This window comes from Aquimarina algiphila (assembly GCF_947494415.1).
In the GTDB taxonomy this organism is placed as follows: domain Bacteria; phylum Bacteroidota; class Bacteroidia; order Flavobacteriales; family Flavobacteriaceae; genus Aquimarina; species Aquimarina algiphila.
This window is the reverse complement of the sequence record NZ_CANLVC010000010.1, coordinates 19,293-35,388: the sequence shown is the minus strand read 5'-3', so window position 1 is coordinate 35,388 and position 16,096 is coordinate 19,293. Positions and strand designations below refer to the sequence as shown.

Annotated in this window: 15 protein-coding genes; 8 read left to right on the top strand and 7 right to left on the bottom strand. The window is 30.2% G+C overall.

Annotated features, from left to right (window positions below; all coding sequences use genetic code 11):
- Nucleotides 1-76: 76 nt before the first annotated feature.
- The 8 genes from PQF96_RS23725 to PQF96_RS23690 all read left to right on the top strand — a co-directional run bounded on the left by PQF96_RS23725 (nucleotide 77) and on the right by PQF96_RS23690 (nucleotide 7,763).
- Nucleotides 77-829, top strand: a complete 753-nt coding sequence (locus PQF96_RS23725) for a DUF547 domain-containing protein (protein ID WP_109434170.1) — start codon at nucleotides 77-79, stop codon at nucleotides 827-829.
- Between the two features lie 396 nt (nucleotides 830-1,225).
- Complete coding sequence (locus tag PQF96_RS23720; RefSeq protein ID WP_109434462.1) at nucleotides 1,226-1,948, top strand: DUF547 domain-containing protein; 723 nt, start codon at nucleotides 1,226-1,228, stop codon at nucleotides 1,946-1,948.
- Nucleotides 1,949-2,089: 141 nt separating this feature from the next.
- Entirely contained in the window at nucleotides 2,090-2,992 is a 903-nt protein-coding gene (locus PQF96_RS23715) for a DUF547 domain-containing protein (protein ID WP_271768944.1), read from the top strand.
- A 337-nt stretch (nucleotides 2,993-3,329) separates the two neighbouring features.
- Nucleotides 3,330-4,043, top strand: coding sequence for a DUF547 domain-containing protein (locus tag PQF96_RS23710; RefSeq protein ID WP_271768941.1), 714 nt, complete (start codon nucleotides 3,330-3,332; stop codon nucleotides 4,041-4,043).
- 285 nt (nucleotides 4,044-4,328) lie between these two features.
- Nucleotides 4,329-5,039, top strand: coding sequence for a TIGR04283 family arsenosugar biosynthesis glycosyltransferase (locus PQF96_RS23705; RefSeq protein ID WP_109434173.1), 711 nt, complete (start codon nucleotides 4,329-4,331; stop codon nucleotides 5,037-5,039).
- A gap of 124 nt (nucleotides 5,040-5,163) precedes the next feature.
- Nucleotides 5,164-6,030 carry a helix-turn-helix domain-containing protein gene (locus tag PQF96_RS23700; protein WP_109434174.1) on the top strand — a complete coding sequence of 289 codons (867 nt, stop codon included), beginning with the start codon at nucleotides 5,164-5,166 and terminating at the stop codon, nucleotides 6,028-6,030.
- 93 nt (nucleotides 6,031-6,123) lie between these two features.
- Entirely contained in the window at nucleotides 6,124-6,993 is an 870-nt protein-coding gene (locus PQF96_RS23695) for an NAD(P)-dependent oxidoreductase (protein ID WP_271768937.1), read from the top strand.
- Nucleotides 6,994-6,998: 5 nt separating this feature from the next.
- Nucleotides 6,999-7,763 (top strand): outer membrane lipoprotein-sorting protein, encoded by a 765-nt coding sequence (locus PQF96_RS23690; protein WP_143916985.1) that lies wholly within the window; start codon nucleotides 6,999-7,001, stop codon nucleotides 7,761-7,763.
- Nucleotides 7,764-7,832: 69 nt separating this feature from the next.
- On the opposite strand, the gene PQF96_RS23685 is transcribed toward PQF96_RS23690, so the two are convergent.
- The 7 genes from PQF96_RS23685 to PQF96_RS23655 form a co-directional block, all read right to left on the bottom strand.
- Nucleotides 7,833-8,813 carry an alpha/beta fold hydrolase gene (locus tag PQF96_RS23685; RefSeq protein ID WP_271768934.1) on the bottom strand — a complete coding sequence of 327 codons (981 nt, stop codon included), beginning with the start codon at nucleotides 8,811-8,813 and terminating at the stop codon, nucleotides 7,833-7,835.
- Nucleotides 8,814-9,430: 617 nt separating this feature from the next.
- Nucleotides 9,431-10,702 carry a POTRA domain-containing protein gene (locus PQF96_RS23680; RefSeq protein WP_109434177.1) on the bottom strand — a complete coding sequence of 424 codons (1,272 nt, stop codon included), beginning with the start codon at nucleotides 10,700-10,702 and terminating at the stop codon, nucleotides 9,431-9,433.
- Nucleotides 10,703-10,906: 204 nt separating this feature from the next.
- The gene (locus tag PQF96_RS23675) at nucleotides 10,907-12,166 is read right to left on the bottom strand and encodes a POTRA domain-containing protein (RefSeq protein WP_143916984.1); all 1,260 of its coding nucleotides are present in this window, start codon (nucleotides 12,164-12,166) and stop codon (nucleotides 10,907-10,909) included.
- 199 nt (nucleotides 12,167-12,365) lie between these two features.
- Complete coding sequence (locus tag PQF96_RS23670) at nucleotides 12,366-13,109, bottom strand: hypothetical protein (RefSeq protein WP_109434179.1); 744 nt, start codon at nucleotides 13,107-13,109, stop codon at nucleotides 12,366-12,368.
- Entirely contained in the window at nucleotides 13,106-14,101 is a 996-nt protein-coding gene (locus PQF96_RS23665; RefSeq protein WP_271768932.1) for a glycoside hydrolase family 113, read from the bottom strand. Before PQF96_RS23665 ends, PQF96_RS23670 begins: the two co-directional genes overlap by 4 nt.
- Before the next feature lie 42 nt (nucleotides 14,102-14,143).
- Entirely contained in the window at nucleotides 14,144-15,019 is an 876-nt protein-coding gene (locus PQF96_RS23660; RefSeq protein ID WP_109434181.1) for a transporter family protein, read from the bottom strand.
- 108 nt (nucleotides 15,020-15,127) lie between these two features.
- A complete protein-coding gene (locus PQF96_RS23655; protein ID WP_271768929.1) occupies nucleotides 15,128-15,838 on the bottom strand; it encodes a DUF547 domain-containing protein in 711 nt (236 codons plus the stop codon).
- Nucleotides 15,839-16,096 lie beyond the last annotated feature (258 nt).

The following is a 16,096-nucleotide window of genomic DNA, read 5'->3' as shown; positions in this document are numbered from 1 at the left end:
ATTATATCCATTTTTTTTGTACCTTACAGGTTATCTACCCCTGAAATAAATACTAACCTCAATAAAAACTAACAAAATGAAGCCTCTTAAAACCGCCTACTTTATTTTATTACTCTTACTATTTAATAATATTTATGCTCAAGAAAAAGTTGATCATTCTGCCTGGGATCGAATTTTAATTCTCAATGTACAAACAGACGGAATGGTAGACTATAATGGAGTGACCAAAGATGTTGCTGTATTTTATGACTATTTTAGATACCTCTGCAAGATTTCTCCAAAAGAAAGTTGGAGCAACCAAGAGAAATTGGCCTACTGGCTCAATGTTTACAATGCTACAGCAATGAAAATGATAATCGACGATTATCCTGTAGAATCAATAAATGACCTTGAAAACCCTTGGAAACGAAAAACTTTTAAATCAGAAGGTGTCCGATATAGCCTAGACGATATAGAGCATGATATTTTAAGAAAATTTGGTGATCCCAGGATACATTTTTTACTTAACTGTGGATCTATGTCATCTCCCAGATTATGGAACAGAGCTTATACAAGTGCTAATATAAGTGAAGCTCTTGATGAACGAACTAGAGAATTTATTAATGATCCTCAGAGAAATCAAATCACCTCAAGTACTGTTAAAATTTCACAAGTATTTGAATGGTATAAAGAAGATTTTGATAATAATAATATCGATGTAATTGATTTTATAAATCAATATTCAACAGTAAAAATTAATAAAATATCAAAAGATAGCTATATTACATATGACTGGAGTTTAAATAAAAAAGATAAAGTTACTCCTATAACAAGTACAAATAACAACTAAACTTTATAGCTTTTTAAAATTTAAAAGCCTCGAATTTGAAGACCTCGAATTCGAGGTTTTACGTACTATATATTATCAACAAATACTAGATTTTATAAGTCTCCATAGAAAATTCCTCTACAATGATCATGTTGTAGTTTTTAATTCTGCAAAAGAGAAATCTAAAGTTGCTTTTTGGTAATCAAAAAGTAATATCGCAATTGTATTCTCTTTATCAAAACTGTAATTAAATGTCATATGGATGTCTAAAAATAAACAAGTAAATATTTTAAGACAAAATTAACTCAAAGAATACAATAAAACTCCTAAAATTGCATTTTATCGATTATTTCAGTACTTTTATGGAGAATAAGACTCTTAAACTAATTGTTAGAACCTTATAATTTTAAACTTCAAATGAAAACAAGTAAAAAACATAGTATAACACTGCTAGCCCTTGTCGTTGTTCTATTTTGTTTTAAAGCTAAAGCTCAAGACAAGGCAGACCATTCGGTCTGGGATCAAATTCTTATTCTTAATGTCTCAGAAGATGGAAAAGTAAATTATGAAGGAGTTATGAAAGACAGCCCTCTATTCTATCAATATTTTAGGTCATTATCAAACAATCCTCCAACAGAAGAATGGACCAGAGAAGAAAAACTAGCTTATTGGGTTAATGCATATAATTCTATTGCCGTAAAAATGATTATAGATAATTATCCTGTAAAAAATATCAATGAGCTTCATGATCCATGGAATCAAAAGTTCTTTAGAATAAAAGATAAACGTTATAGTCTAGATGATATAGAACATAAGATCTTGAGAAAGTTTAATGAACCCAGAATTCATTTTATAATCAATTGCGCTTCTAGTTCTTCTCCCAAACTAATGAACATGGCATACACTGCCAAAAATATCAATGAAGCCTTAGAAAAATGTACCAAAGATTTTATTAATGATCCTACAAAAAATATAATTACAGAAGATCAAGTTAGTTTATCCCAAATATTTGAGTGGTACAAGGATGACTTTAATAATGGAAATGTTACCGAATTTATCAACCTTTATTCTGACGTAAAAATTCAAAAAATACCTAAAAACGGATATAAAGAATATGATTGGGCACTAAATGAGCAATAGTAACATGAACACAGGTTATATTCTGATAAAGAGTATGGCGTGAATTTTGTTTTCACATTAAACATCATAGATGATTTACTTTTTATTAGAGATTTCATCTAATAAAATAGAAACTGTTTAAACAAAAAAGCTATGTCTAGAATGAAGAATATACTTTTTACTTTATCAATATGTTTATTTTTTTCCTGTAGTGGAAGTAAAACTATAGCACAAAATACAACTCCAACCAAAATACAGGAACCAGAGGAAAAAGTAGTACAAGACGATTCTATATTAGAAGATGAGAAAAAAGTAAATCTTCCAAAAATCATTACCCCAATAGAAGAAAAAGCTCCAGAAACTGAAAAACCTCTACAAAAAACACCCGTAGTTACTATAGAACCAAAAAAAAGTAACGAAGCTTTTGATCATAAAATATGGAATTATTTACTACAAAAGCATGTTTCTGCCAAGGGAATAGTAAACTACAAGGGATTTAAACAAGATAAGTCAAAACTTAGGACATATCTCAATATATTAAGTAAAAACATGCCTAAGGAGAGCTGGAATAAATCAGATAAATTAGCATACTGGATAAATGCTTATAATGCATTTACAGTGAAATTAATTATCGATAATTATCCTTTAAAAAGTATTAAAGACATTGAAAACCCCTGGGAACTTCGATTCATCAAACTAGGAGCAAAATGGTATACACTTAATGACATAGAACATAGAATTCTAAGAAAAATGAAAGATCCCAGAATTCATTTTGGTATTAATTGTGCATCATTATCATGTCCTCGTTTATCAAATAAATCATTTACAGCACAAAATGTTGATCAAGAACTAGAAAAACTCACAACTTCTTTTATTAATGACACCAAACACAATACTATAAGTGCAAACGCTATTAAACTTTCGAAAATATTTCTGTGGTTTGGTAAAGATTTTAAAACAATGGGAACTTTGATTCAGTTTTTGAATGTCTATTCTAAAACTAAAATCAATGAGAAGGCCAAAAAAAGTTATAGAGTTTATGACTGGAATTTGAACGAATCCTAAAATAACAGTATACTTATTTTAACTATTTAAAATCAATATTTTTTTCTTTTCTAAAGTAATACTATAGGAAATCACTCATCTATTCCGGCTAAACAAAAACAACACAAATGATTAATAATCAAATGTTTGTATTTATTTTGAGATCTGCAAAACACTCCATAATTCTTCACTTCCTGTATTGTCTCAATAATTTCAAAATTATAAGAAATTAAATTCTTCCTGTAAGTTCATTTCTTAATTTTCTACTAATGTTTCATATTATGGATAAAAATGTTATCGCGAACGTAAATGAAAAATCCATATGAATATCGATTAACCCTTCAAAAAAAGTAAAAAAATGAAAGCTCCAAAATTTATATTAGCTCTGCTAGCTGTAATATTTATAAATCAAACACAAGCCCAAAATACTTTTGATCATAGTATCTGGGACCAAGCATTATTATTAAATGTAAACGAAGAAGGAAAAGTAAATTATAATGGTTTTATGAGAGATAGCTCTCAACTTTATCAATATTTTTCGCAGCTATCAGCGAATCCACCAAAAGAAGATTGGACTAGAGAAGAAAAGTTAGCCTATTGGATTAATGCTTATAATGCGTATACCATAAAACTTATCATTGATAGCTATCCGCTTAAAAGCATTAAAGATTTGGACAATCCATGGGGTAAAAAATTCTTTAAAATTAATGGGGAATGGTATAGCTTAGGGGAATTAGAACATAAAATCCTTAGAAAGTTTGGAGACCCCAGAATTCATTTTGCAATTAATTGCGCTTCTTTTTCTTGTCCAATTGTTTGGAATAGAGCATATACCGCAGAGAATGTTAATGAAGCTTTGGATCAACAAACCAAGAAATTTATAAATGACCCTACCCGAAATACTATCACCGATGAAGAAGTTAATGTATCAAAAATATTTACCTGGTACAAAAAGGATTTTAAAGTTAACGGAGGTGATGTAAAAGATTTTATCAATAGATATGCTTTAGTAAAAATAGGGAAACAACCTAAAAAGGGATATAAAGATTATGATTGGAGTCTTAATGAGTAATTAAACATTTTTGACATTTATACGTACCTTTGGTTTAAAATTAGTATCGTTTAAATATCATGATATAGTTTTTGTTGATTAATACAATAGCATTCTTAAATTGATGTCTTTTATTACTAATAAATCATTTTACAATGAGATTAATTGTATAAAAATAACTAGGCACACCCTTCGAAAACAAAGAAAAAGTCTATTTTAAAAACAGAATTGTCAGAAATTTATTAATTTTTAGTTGTGTAATGTTATTATTAGTAAAACGTACTAAATATTAAATAAGCGCTAAAGTTGAAAATATCTATTGTTATTCCCATTCTTAATGAAGCCGAAACTATTCAGGTTTTGGTTTCTCATCTCATTAGATCCATTAGAAATAAAGGAAACATAGAGGAAATTATCGTTGTTGATGGAGGAAGTACAGATGGGTCACAGGAAATTGTTAATACGATTTCAAAGAGTGAAAAAGTCAAGGTTAAGCTTGTTCCATCAAAAAAAGGTAGAGCAAGACAACTAAATATGGGAGCTGCAAATGCCAAAGGTGAAATCTTATATTTTCTTCATGCAGATTCTTTTCCTCCTAAACATTATGATCATAGCATTATAGAAGAAGTCAAAAAAGGAAACAAAGCCGGATGTTTTCGTATGAAATTTGATTCTAATCACTGGTGGTTACGTTTTTTGGGCTGGTTAACCCAATTTGAGAGTAAACGTTGTCGAGGAGGGGATCAAAGTCAATTCATTACTGCATTACTTTTTCAACAAATTAAAGGGTATGATGAGTCATTTATTGTTTATGAAGATAACGATCTCGTTGATCGTCTTTTTGCTATTGATCAATTTGTAATTATTCCTAAATATGTAGTAACATCAGCCAGGCGATATCGTGAAGTTGGAGTCTGGCGATTACAATATCATTTCTTGAATATTCATATGAGACGATGGATGGGTGCTTCTTCTGAAGACTTATATCGTTATTATAAAGAAAAAGTAGTTAGTTAACATCTAAAAGGTTTTTAAATCGGCTATGTATACCTCTTTTAATCCAATATATTTTGACCGAAAAACACTAATTTTAACAAAAAACGATATTTAGTCCTAGCTATTTTATTGATTTTTGTATATCATGAAAGTTGTACCACAAGCATTTTATCAACATCCCAAAATAGAAAACATCCTTGTCGATGGACTTTCTTGTGTTATACTTAAAAAAGTAGAGCATAGCGATCTACAGAACCAACGTTATGTTGCTGCTCACGCATTAACCATTGTTCTTAATGGAGCTCTACAAATAGAAACTCCTGAAGGAGAAATTAGTATTATTAATAAAAATCAAATCATTTTATTACCTAAAGGGTTATATATGATTTCTGACATTATCCCAAAAAACGAATCTTTTGAAGCTGTGGTCTTCTTTTTTGATAAAGAAATATGTGATGAATTTTTAGCCGGTTTTGATTTATATGCGTTAGAAAACCTTCCTAAAACACTAATTTTTAATTATGATCAGAACTTAAGGTTATTTACTGACACTTTGATTACCCTATATAGAGGTAAAAGCCTATATCAGTTTACAAAACCAAAACTACTAGAATTACTACATCTTATTAGTCTTTCTGAGAAAGGGGATCAATTTATAGGCAAACTACAGTGTTTAAAAAAAAGAGGTAAAAAAAATATCAAACTCTTTATGGAAGAGAATTTTGATAAGCCCCTTGACATAGAAGATTATGCTTATCTTACAGGTAGAAGTATTTCAACATTTAGGAGAGATTTTAAATCTAAATTCGATATCTCACCTAAGAAATGGTTGATCAAAAAAAGATTAAAAAAAGCTTCTTTTCTTCTTAAAGAAAAAAGTGATTCTGTAACCAGCATTGCTTTACAAGTGGGCTACGAAAATACTTCTCATTTTATCAAAGCTTTCCATAAAGAATTTCATATCTCTCCCAAACAATTTCAGATCAATCATAGAAAAGATATGTTGATCTAATATTTTGACCGAAAAACACTAGTTTTTGCTTTTCTGAAAACTTATTTTATTCATTACTAAGGACATTTGTATATAATTTAAAAATATACAAAAATGAAAAAAATAGGTTTTATCGGCTTAGGTATTATGGGAAGTCGTATGGCGACTAACTTACAAAAAGAAGGTTATGAACTTATCGTTTATAATAGAACAAAAGAAAAAGCTGATACTTTAATTAAAAATGGAGCAGTTTGGGCCAATTCTGCAAAAGAAGTAGGAGAAAAATCTCACTTTGTTATCACTATGCTTTCTACTCCTGAAGTTGTAAAAGAAATTGCTACAGAAAAAAACGGTTTATTTAGTGGTATGGCAAAAAACAGCATTTGGATTAATTGTAGCACTGTACATCCATCTTTCACCGAAGACATGGCCCAACAATCAAAAAAATATAAGATTCGTTATATAGATGCTCCCGTAGCAGGCACAACTGGTCCAGCAGAAAAAGGAGAATTATTATTTCTTGTAGGTGGCGATAAAAAAGACATAGAAGAAAGTTCTCCTCTTTTTGATATCATGGGCAAAAAGACAATACATCTGGGTGAAGTGGGTAAAGCAGCTGCCATAAAAATACTTATCAATCAGCTTTTGGGTCAATCTATAGTTGCATTTGCAGAAGCTTTGGTCATGGGAGAAGCAATGGGGTTAGAAAAAGAAACTCTTTTTAATATCCTGTTAAACACTCCAGTAGTTTCTCCAGTAATATCTTCTATTCGTCCCAAACTAGAAAATGAAGATTATGAAACTAATTTCCCTTTAAAATTAATACTAAAGGATTTGCACCTTTCCAGTATTTCTGCTTATGAAAACGACATAGCATCTCCGAGTCTTAATACCACCAAAGAAATTTTTGCTCAGGCAAAACAGTATGGATTAGGAGATCTCGATTTTACTGCTGTATATCAATATTTAAATCTTAAAAACTAAAAACTATGAAAAAAAATGTAATAACAATTTTTGCATTGATCTTTACTGTTTTAAACTATGGTCAGGATGCAAAGCAACTTATCACAGAAATGATGAACACTTTAGGAGGAAAACAAAATTTCTATGCAAAAGGAAATGTTTCTTATGATTATGAATACATAAATCAGACTGCCAAAATTCATCTTAAAAGTAAGGAGACATATGTTTTTGATAAAGAGTTATCCTATGCCAAATATTCAGAACATAGTCTTTTAGGAGATGCCGGTAAAGTAATCGAAGGATTTGATGGACAAAACGCATGGGTCAGTATTAATGGTATACTATCCACTGATGAGAAAGCCAATGGTATAGCAAGATTTCTGCGTAAAACCAACTACTATTGGTTTGCTATGTTTTTTAAACTTTTAGATGAAGGAGTACATCATGAATTGATGGGAAGTAAAAAAGTAAATGGACAGGATTATCATCTCATTAAAATGACCTTTGGAAATAATATAGGAGATGTAAAGGATACATACGTACTTTATATAAACAAAGCCACCAAATTAGTAGATCAATTTTTATTTACGGTAGAAGGCTTTGGTATAAAAGAACCTAGTCTTATGACTTTTGAATATGAAACTATAGACGGAATCAAGATTGCTACAAAAAGAAAATATATCGAAGCAAATTGGAATGGTGAAATTATTGGAAAACAATACACAACTACAAATTGGACGAATATTAAGTTTAAAACCGATATTGATACATCAATTTTCATGAAACAATAACGTAAATATTCAATACAAAAACTCTGAGCAATATACTACTCAGAGTTTTTTGTTGAATTAAATCCTGTATTATTTTATATTATTCTTTTTCAAAAAGTTAAGAATATAGTTAGCAATTTCATCTCCTTTGTCCTCTAAAGCAAAGTGACCTGTATCTAACAAATGAAACTCTATGTTTTTTAAATCTCTTTTATAAGGATGCGCCCCTTCTGCAGGAAAAATATTATCATTTTTACCCCAAACAATTAGTGTAGGAGGTTGATGATCTCTTAGATATTTTTGCCATTTTGGATATAACTGTATGTTAGTCCTATAATCATAAAACATCGCTAATTGAATCTCGTTATTCTCTTTACGAGTTAGGTGTTGTAGATCTATTTGCCAATTATCAGGACTAATCTTGCTAACGTCTTTAACTCCATTAGTATATTGCCATTTTAAGCCATCAATATTATGAAACCCTTCCAAAGCTTTTCCGTTCTCTACAGAGTAATCATTCCAATATTTTTTAAGTGGGTTCCAAAAATCAGTAATTCCTTCTTCATACGCATTACCATTTTGAATAAGTAATGACTCTATTCTATCAGGATATTTTGATGCAATTCTAAACCCAACCGGAGCTCCATAATCCATAAGGTATACACTAAATTTTTCGACTTTTAGTGCTTCCAAAAAGCCTTCAACAATAATCGCCATATTATCAAAAGTATAGTCAAACTCTGACATCAATGGCTGTTCTGATCTTCCATAACCAGGATAATCTGGAGCTAAAACATGATAATCATTAGATAATTGTACTATTAGATTTCTAAACATATGTGACGATGTTGGATATCCATGTAATAGTAAAATAGTCGGTTTATTTTTTGATCCTGCTTCTCTATAAAATATATCTAATCCATTTACTTCTATGGTTTTATAGGTTGTTGATCCATACACTGATTTTGTAGGATGACCGTCTATCTTCTCTGTTATTCTTGTAAAGGAATAGTTTATTCCTATCATCATTGTAAGCAATATAAGGCTTAATGTGGTTTTTAGTGTTCTCATAATTTTTAAATTTATTTGTGTATTTATTTTAATTACCAAACGTTCGGTAAATTTTGATTTTAAAAAATATCAATCAGATCTTGTATTAATGATTACTCTATTACTTTTGAGATCTTATTATGGTACAAATATAACTGATTATAGTTTTTTACCAAACGTTCGGTAATTAATTAACTAATCTTTAACAAATTAATTCTTCACAACCTTGTACGACTGGGTACAGAAAGACAATTAGAAATAATTACTTATTTTTAAAATCATCAAACAAATAAACTCACAAGATATTTAAAAACATAATCCTGAGTGTCTATAAATGTTTGGGCAAACTATACTTTTAAAACTTTAGTTATGTTAAAAAACATTTTGAATTTAAGAAATGCTCAGACTTTGAGTAAAAGCCAACAAAAATCAATTCATGGGGGTAGAACATCTAATTGCCCAACCTATCCCCCAGAAGATTGCTTATTTTGTGGTGGTGGTCCTCGACCCAACGGATGCTGTATGGGGTCAGTAAACACGCATTTGTGTTTAAATAGTCTTAGATGAGAAGAGAAATAGGTTCTACTTAGCTAAGCAAAACCTATTTCTATATCTCTTCGTATAACTTAAATCCGTGTCTAAAAATACTGTCCGATTCCGAAAACAAATCCATTGGTCGCATCATCTGTGACACCATATCCATAGTCAATACGAAAAATAGCATTAAAAATCTTTTTGTGCATAAAACGTAAACCTATACCTGGGTATATCCTAAAATTTTGAGAATCTCCAAAGTCATCAAAATCTCCTCCTGGGTTACGCCAACTTCCTCCATCGACAAAAACGTTACTTTGCAACACAAACCAATCTTTTTCATACAAGGTTTGTCTGTATTCTGTATTAAGTACTATAACTCCGGTACCTCTGTCGATTGTATTTCCAACTCCGCGAATATTTAGATTATTGTCAACTGCGAATGGAGCAAAAGGAGAGTCATCATTGGTTGCTAGTCCCATGCGTAATCTCGAAGCCCAATTCCCTTTTTTTCCAATTCTATGATAATATAGAAAATCATTCCACCCTATAACAAAATCGGGTAAAACATTTTCTGTACTAATTACATATTGCAAGTTAAATGTACTTTTAAAACCAGAAACATATTGATAATCATAATTTAGATTATCATATTCATAAATAAGCTTAAACAACAGTTTATTCACATCAAAATCTTGCGGAATTCCTTCAGCGGTAACACCTCGTTTATATTCATAATCCTCATTAAAATAATTAACTCCCAATTCGATTCTATTTTGAAAATTAAACTGGTATAACCCTAAAATCTCATATGATGTATTATTATATTTATAATCTGCAATACCGTTTTCTAAAAACACAGGTTCTTCTGTAGTCAGGTTACTATAATTAAGTGCTAACCCTAATCGCTTACCAAATAAATATGGAGCTCTTAGATTTGCTCCGAAAGAGCTATAAATATCATTCTGATATATACCACCAAATGTTATGTTTTGACCCAATAAATTAAATTCATACAATCCAACCCTAAAAGCAAATTCATCATCATTAGTAGTATAAATGTTAGCTGAAGGTATTATCGTAAAATTCTCTTCGACTCCATAAACGATTTCATAGCCTCCTTCTTTATTATGAACTTGGTAATAAGCATGTGCAATGGCTGGTAATCTTTTAAGTCTTTTAACATCTCGTTCTAATGCTAATGAATCTAATACATTTCCTTGTTCTGTATAAATATGTTTTAATATTGCTGAAGTCTTAGTTTTATTATTTCCTTGTATTATGATATCTAAAACTTTTCCTTCTTGAGCACGCCCATAAAAGAAAAATAGTAATAGAAGAACAGAGAGTATCTCTTTTTGAAGTAGTTGTTTCATCTATGTTAAAATATCAAAATTACGGTTAATTTTATGACAGAATTTATCATTGTTAAATATTTTTCGATTTCTTTTTATATATAACAACCAAATCCAAATCAACCCTATTTTTATTGAGTACCAGATTAACGTTTTTATTTTTTATAAAACTAAAATACCCTGATTACGACAAAATCTATATGTATCAGCCTTCTCATAATCATTTTAGAAAAACTGACCAATCCCAAAGGTTATCCCATTAGTAGCATCATTTCCTACTCCATATCCGTAATCTAATCTAAACACCGCATTAAAAATTCGTTTATGGATAAATCTAATTCCAGCACCAGGATAAAATCTTAAAGTACTTCCATCCACCAATTCTTCTAAATCACCTCCTGGGTTTCTCCACGTTCCAGTATCTACAAAAACATTACTCTGGATCACAAACCATCCTTTTTCATACCAGGTATGTCTATATTCTGTATTAAGCACTAACGAAGCCGTACCTCTGTCTATTGTATTTCCAGTACCACGAATATTTAATTGATTATCCACCGCAAAAGGAGCAAAAGGAGTACTATCATTAGATGCATATCCAAATCTCAATCGGTTTGCCCAATTTCCATTTTTACCGATTCTTCTAAAGTATTCAAAATCATTTCTACCAATAAAAAAATCATTTAATAGTCCTTCACCTCCCGTAACAAATCTAACATCTAATAAACTCCTAAACCCAGATACGTACTGATACTCGAGATCTATCGTATTATACTCATATTCTCCTCTATATATTAATTTATCTGCATCAAGCCTAGAGGGAATTCCTATAGGTAAATCTCCATCAATAAAATTATAAGATTCCTTAGCAATATTTAAACCAATCTCTGCTCTATTATGAAAATTAAATTCGTACAATAAATTGATTTCAAACGCTTTACTATCAAATTTATAATTTACAGTATTATCTTCAAAAAAGATTGGCTCTTGTGAAACTAGATTTTTATAATTAATCCCAAAACCCAACTTGTTAGTAAAAAGATAAGGAGCTTCCCAATATCCTCCATAAGAATCAAAAACATCTCTTTGATAAAATCCACCTAGTATTTGATTCCTACCTAGCAAGTTAAATTCAAAAAGTGAAACTCTATATGCAAATTCATCATTATTATCTGTAGCTATGCTAAATCCAGGAATAATTGTAAAATTCTCTTCAATTTTATAGGTTATATTATAATCTTGATTAGTATTATTTGTAATAATTGCTTCAGCATTTGCTATACCAGGTAGTCGTTTAAGGCGCTCAATATCTGTTACTATACGTAAAGAATCATAAATAGATTGAGGCTTTACTTTTATCAATCTTCGTATAAAAGATTCCTTAGTTCTTTTTAACCCTTCAATCTGTAATTCTGATATTCTGGATTCTTGCGAAAACACACTACAACACCCCAGAAAAATTAAAGATAGCAGGATGTTCTTCATCTGTTTATAATTTTGTTTTTAATGGTGATACTTCAACTCTGTAAAGCATAAGTATAGAATCGACAATACTGATTTTTGGTTGGAATATAAACCTTATTATAGTAGCCTATTTCATAACAATTTCGTTGTACGAGACAATACGTTGGTGTAGACGAGAAAACAAAACTCTTCTTACACATAATTTAATATTTTATTAAGACTAAGGTGTAAAGCTTTTTTCAATGAAGAGATTTACCCAGTTATCTTCGCTAACTCCCATAAGAGTAAAATCATATTGATTCATTGCGTCTAATTCTGGAGGAGGTTCTTGTGTAATATTAAGAACAACATTATCTAGTTTATAATATTGAAATTGTTTTTCGAATGTATATGTTCCCGAAAGCAATTCGTTACTGATATCTGAAATGATTTGAAAATAAATTTTATTATCTTCAAAAACACCATTTCCCCAGGTGAAAACAGGCATTCCTTCTTCCATAGAATTTACCATAACATTATTAGAAAATTCAGTTGGTTTAGTGAGGTGTTTTAGTCGAATCGGATTAGATAAATGCAATTCATTATTTTCAAAAAAGGTAATAATTACCCATTTTTCTTCGGCAGTAGTTCTTGTGAATTTCTTAAGATACCCATTAAAAAAATCAGCAGATTCTATGGATATCTGACTATATTTTTGGTAGTCATTTTTATCATCGTCAACACTTACTGTTTCATAATATCTAATATCTGTAGCACCAGGTCTTGGATAAACATATGCAATAATTTCAGTAGCGTTAGCAGATCCTGATGCGCATGCAATTACATTATCCACATTAAAGGTATTATCTTTTATCAAAGAAGCCAGAGAATCATCAGCTATTGCCGAATTATCATCATTTTTACAAGACAAAATCCCCAAAAACAATACAGTTATAATATTGATATGTTGTATTCTTTTAATCACTTTTTATAAAACGATCTTACCACATCTTCTGCAGGTTTATTTTGTATAGTGAATCTATTATTATCTTTCCCCCCTGATTCCTCATGGTTATGGTACCATTTCCAAAGAAATCCACCTGCAAACCAAGGTTCTTGCCAAAACTCTTCATATAAAGCAGTTAATGCATTATTCTGGGCTATAAAATCAACATTTCCATTTGATCTGCTAGAATCCCAAGGTTCTTTACCGGTATAATGAACACTACGATATCCATATTCGGTGAATAGAACTGGTTTATTAAACCTGGATTGCAACGCTGTAATATTGTTCTTATGTTTTTGCCATCCTTGCTTCAATTCTTCTACATTTGGAGTTTGGCTTTTAGAAATTGGAAAATAAGCATCAATCCCTATGTAGTCAACTTGATCCCAAAACGGAGCCTTATCAAATTGATCCCAATTTTCTGCATACGTTAATTCTCCTTGATATACAGTTCTGGTTTTAGTAATTAATCTATTCCAAAACCCTGGTCTTTTTTGGACAAATGTATGTAGTTCTGTTCCAATGCATAGTATAGGCACTTTCATTTCTTCAGCTAATTCTGCATAAAGCATTATAAAACTTTCATATGATTTTTCGAAGGCCTTCCAATCTTCTTCAGATTGCATATTGATATTACCGGTAAATTCTCCTCTCCAAACCCAAATCTGAGGTTTTAGCATTACTTTGATTCCTTGATCATTAAGCAATTCTATTGTTCTTTTGGCTCCATCTCTTCGTTCTCCCCACCATTGTTTTTCTATATTAAAAACTACAGATGGAGTTGTTAGGCTTTTTACAAAACCAAAAGGCATTACGGCTGCCCAATCTGCATTAACTTTTATAATGGGATCAACAGCTTTTGAAGTTATCTCATCAGGAGATCCAACAAAGCTTACTCCGTTAATCTTTGGTTTTTGCCCAGAACAGGTACAGAAACCAAAACATAACAGCAGTAAAAAAATAGTTCTCATTCTTTTTTTACTGCTGAAAATACAATTTATTTATAATCTCGCCTAGAATACAGCTCTTAATCCTAAATTAAAAGTTTCTCCTAACCCAGTATTACTACCATCTACAAAGTTAGTATATAATGCTTCTATATTTAATTGTTTTGTCAACTGATATTTTGCACCTCCACCTAAGGCTGTAAAACTTTGATCAAAATCATTACCAAGATCAATAAGTTCTGAATGTTGTGCCAATGCTAAAACCGTAAATTTAGAACTTGGGAAATAACTAAAAAATACACCAGGGGTTAGTCTAAGACTGTTGTTTGCAAAACTATCTTCTTCTTCTCCAAAATTTAATTCAGAATTCAATTCTCCAAAAATTTGAAATTTATTTCCAGGAAATGTATAATCATAAAAGAATCTGTTCTGCCAAATAAATCCATTTTGATCTAGAAAAACTCCATTTTCGGTTTCGTTATCTACCAATGGAATAAAGAATGAACTTTGTATGGAGAAATTATTTACATTCTCAAAAGGAACAAATTTTACAGAAGGTGCGATAGATGTAAACCCTGATCTTGCCGTACTACTATTTCCATCAAATTTAAAAACGTCAAGAGCATCTCGATCACCAACAACATTTGATCTAAATTCTAGTATTAATCCAACATTCCATCGTTTATTATTTCCAACTCCAGTATATGCTTCTATCGTAGAAGTAAAAAAGGTTTGTCTGGGTTCATCTCCATCACTAAAAGTACTTTCTGTTTGTGTATACAAATTATTAAACCATTTGATATCAAACTGACCTTTTCCTATTAATTTAGAAGGTGTTAATGTTTGGATTACAGATCCTTGTTGTTCTTCTTCATCTTGAGCTAAACCAATGGCCAGAACAAAAAAACTAATTGCTGTTAATACTATTTTTTTCGTTTTCATTTTTGTGATTTTTACGTGTAGAAGCCCTCTATCAAAGTTTGTTTTGTGTTATAAAACTTTGATAAAAATTCTTACTTTGATTGTTAATTATTATTATAAAATTTGAGATTATTTAATATGATTTAAACTCCAGTTATATGGGTAATAAGATATTTTAGCATCCGAAGGAATTTTTTCTTTTCTGAATTTATTTACATAATCGATTTCTGATCCATTACGGGTAAAGTCTCCTTTATACCATTCAAAAATTTGAGATAATTGTACTTTTTTTCCTTTAACTTTAATAAAACTTGGGTTATTCAATGCTTTTACTGTTTGTCGTTGTAATTGAGATTCTAAACTTGATGGCTTATAAGCCGAAGAAATAATAGGAGGACAACCCAAACCTGCACAAACTAACACAAAGTGAAAACGTGCTTCATTAGGGAAGTTTTTACGCAAAATCTTATTCTCTAAATCATTAAGTGTTGTTTTCTTCCCTCCTAAAGTATAAGTAGTCTTATCAAAAAATCCTCTGATACTCGTTGGTGATTTTACTGGATACTTCGCAACTATTCCTTTTATTACCGCCAAATTATAAGCATTAATATAAAAGGCCTGATAGGTCTTAGGTTTGCTTTTAGAAACACTAATTCCTGATGCCATATCTAACAACTCATTGAGTAATGCCGGGTCTTTTTTAATATTTTTATAATTCACTCTCCCATTGGTTACATGAGTCTTAAAAAAAGAATCTGCTTTAGCAAAAAAATCTGCTGTACTTTGAGAAAACCCAAATTGAATAGAGAGAAGGAATATTAGAATTGTTATCTTTTTCATCTTTTACCTTTTTATCAGTCTTATATTTAAAAAATTGAATTTATTATATTATAAAATGTTAAAATTTACCTCGGTAATGGGCATTCAGTCGAACGGTCAAACAGCAACTTACAAACAAAATAGAATTTTCTTCATTATTTCTTTTTGAATTTTTTAAAAATTAATCCGTACGCCGAATTCAAAAATTCCTTACAATCAAAGTGGTTTTTAGACTGATTCTAAATTAATTCAACAACATAAGTTCTTATATTTATATTC

Excerpts from the sequence above, each read along its gene's own strand:
- PQF96_RS23675 (WP_143916984.1), bottom strand. The coding sequence starts at position 12,166 with ATGAAGAACATCCTGCTATCTTTAATTTTTCTGGGGTGTTGTAGTGTG.
- PQF96_RS23655 (WP_271768929.1), bottom strand. The coding sequence starts at position 15,838 with ATGAAAAAGATAACAATTCTAATATTCCTTCTCTCTATTCAATTTGGG.
- PQF96_RS23660 (WP_109434181.1), bottom strand. The coding sequence starts at position 15,019 with ATGAAAACGAAAAAAATAGTATTAACAGCAATTAGTTTTTTTGTTCTG.
- PQF96_RS23695 (WP_271768937.1), top strand. The coding sequence starts at position 6,124 with ATGAAAAAAATAGGTTTTATCGGCTTAGGTATTATGGGAAGTCGTATG.
- PQF96_RS23710 (WP_271768941.1), top strand. The coding sequence starts at position 3,330 with ATGAAAGCTCCAAAATTTATATTAGCTCTGCTAGCTGTAATATTTATA.
- PQF96_RS23680 (WP_109434177.1), bottom strand. The coding sequence starts at position 10,702 with ATGAAACAACTACTTCAAAAAGAGATACTCTCTGTTCTTCTATTACTA.
- PQF96_RS23725 (WP_109434170.1), top strand. The coding sequence starts at position 77 with ATGAAGCCTCTTAAAACCGCCTACTTTATTTTATTACTCTTACTATTT.
- PQF96_RS23715 (WP_271768944.1), top strand. The coding sequence starts at position 2,090 with ATGAAGAATATACTTTTTACTTTATCAATATGTTTATTTTTTTCCTGT.
- PQF96_RS23665 (WP_271768932.1), bottom strand. The coding sequence starts at position 14,101 with ATGAGAACTATTTTTTTACTGCTGTTATGTTTTGGTTTCTGTACCTGT.
- PQF96_RS23690 (WP_143916985.1), top strand. The coding sequence starts at position 6,999 with ATGAAAAAAAATGTAATAACAATTTTTGCATTGATCTTTACTGTTTTA.
- PQF96_RS23700 (WP_109434174.1), top strand. The coding sequence starts at position 5,164 with ATGAAAGTTGTACCACAAGCATTTTATCAACATCCCAAAATAGAAAAC.
- PQF96_RS23685 (WP_271768934.1), bottom strand. The coding sequence starts at position 8,813 with ATGAGAACACTAAAAACCACATTAAGCCTTATATTGCTTACAATGATG.
- PQF96_RS23720 (WP_109434462.1), top strand. The coding sequence starts at position 1,226 with ATGAAAACAAGTAAAAAACATAGTATAACACTGCTAGCCCTTGTCGTT.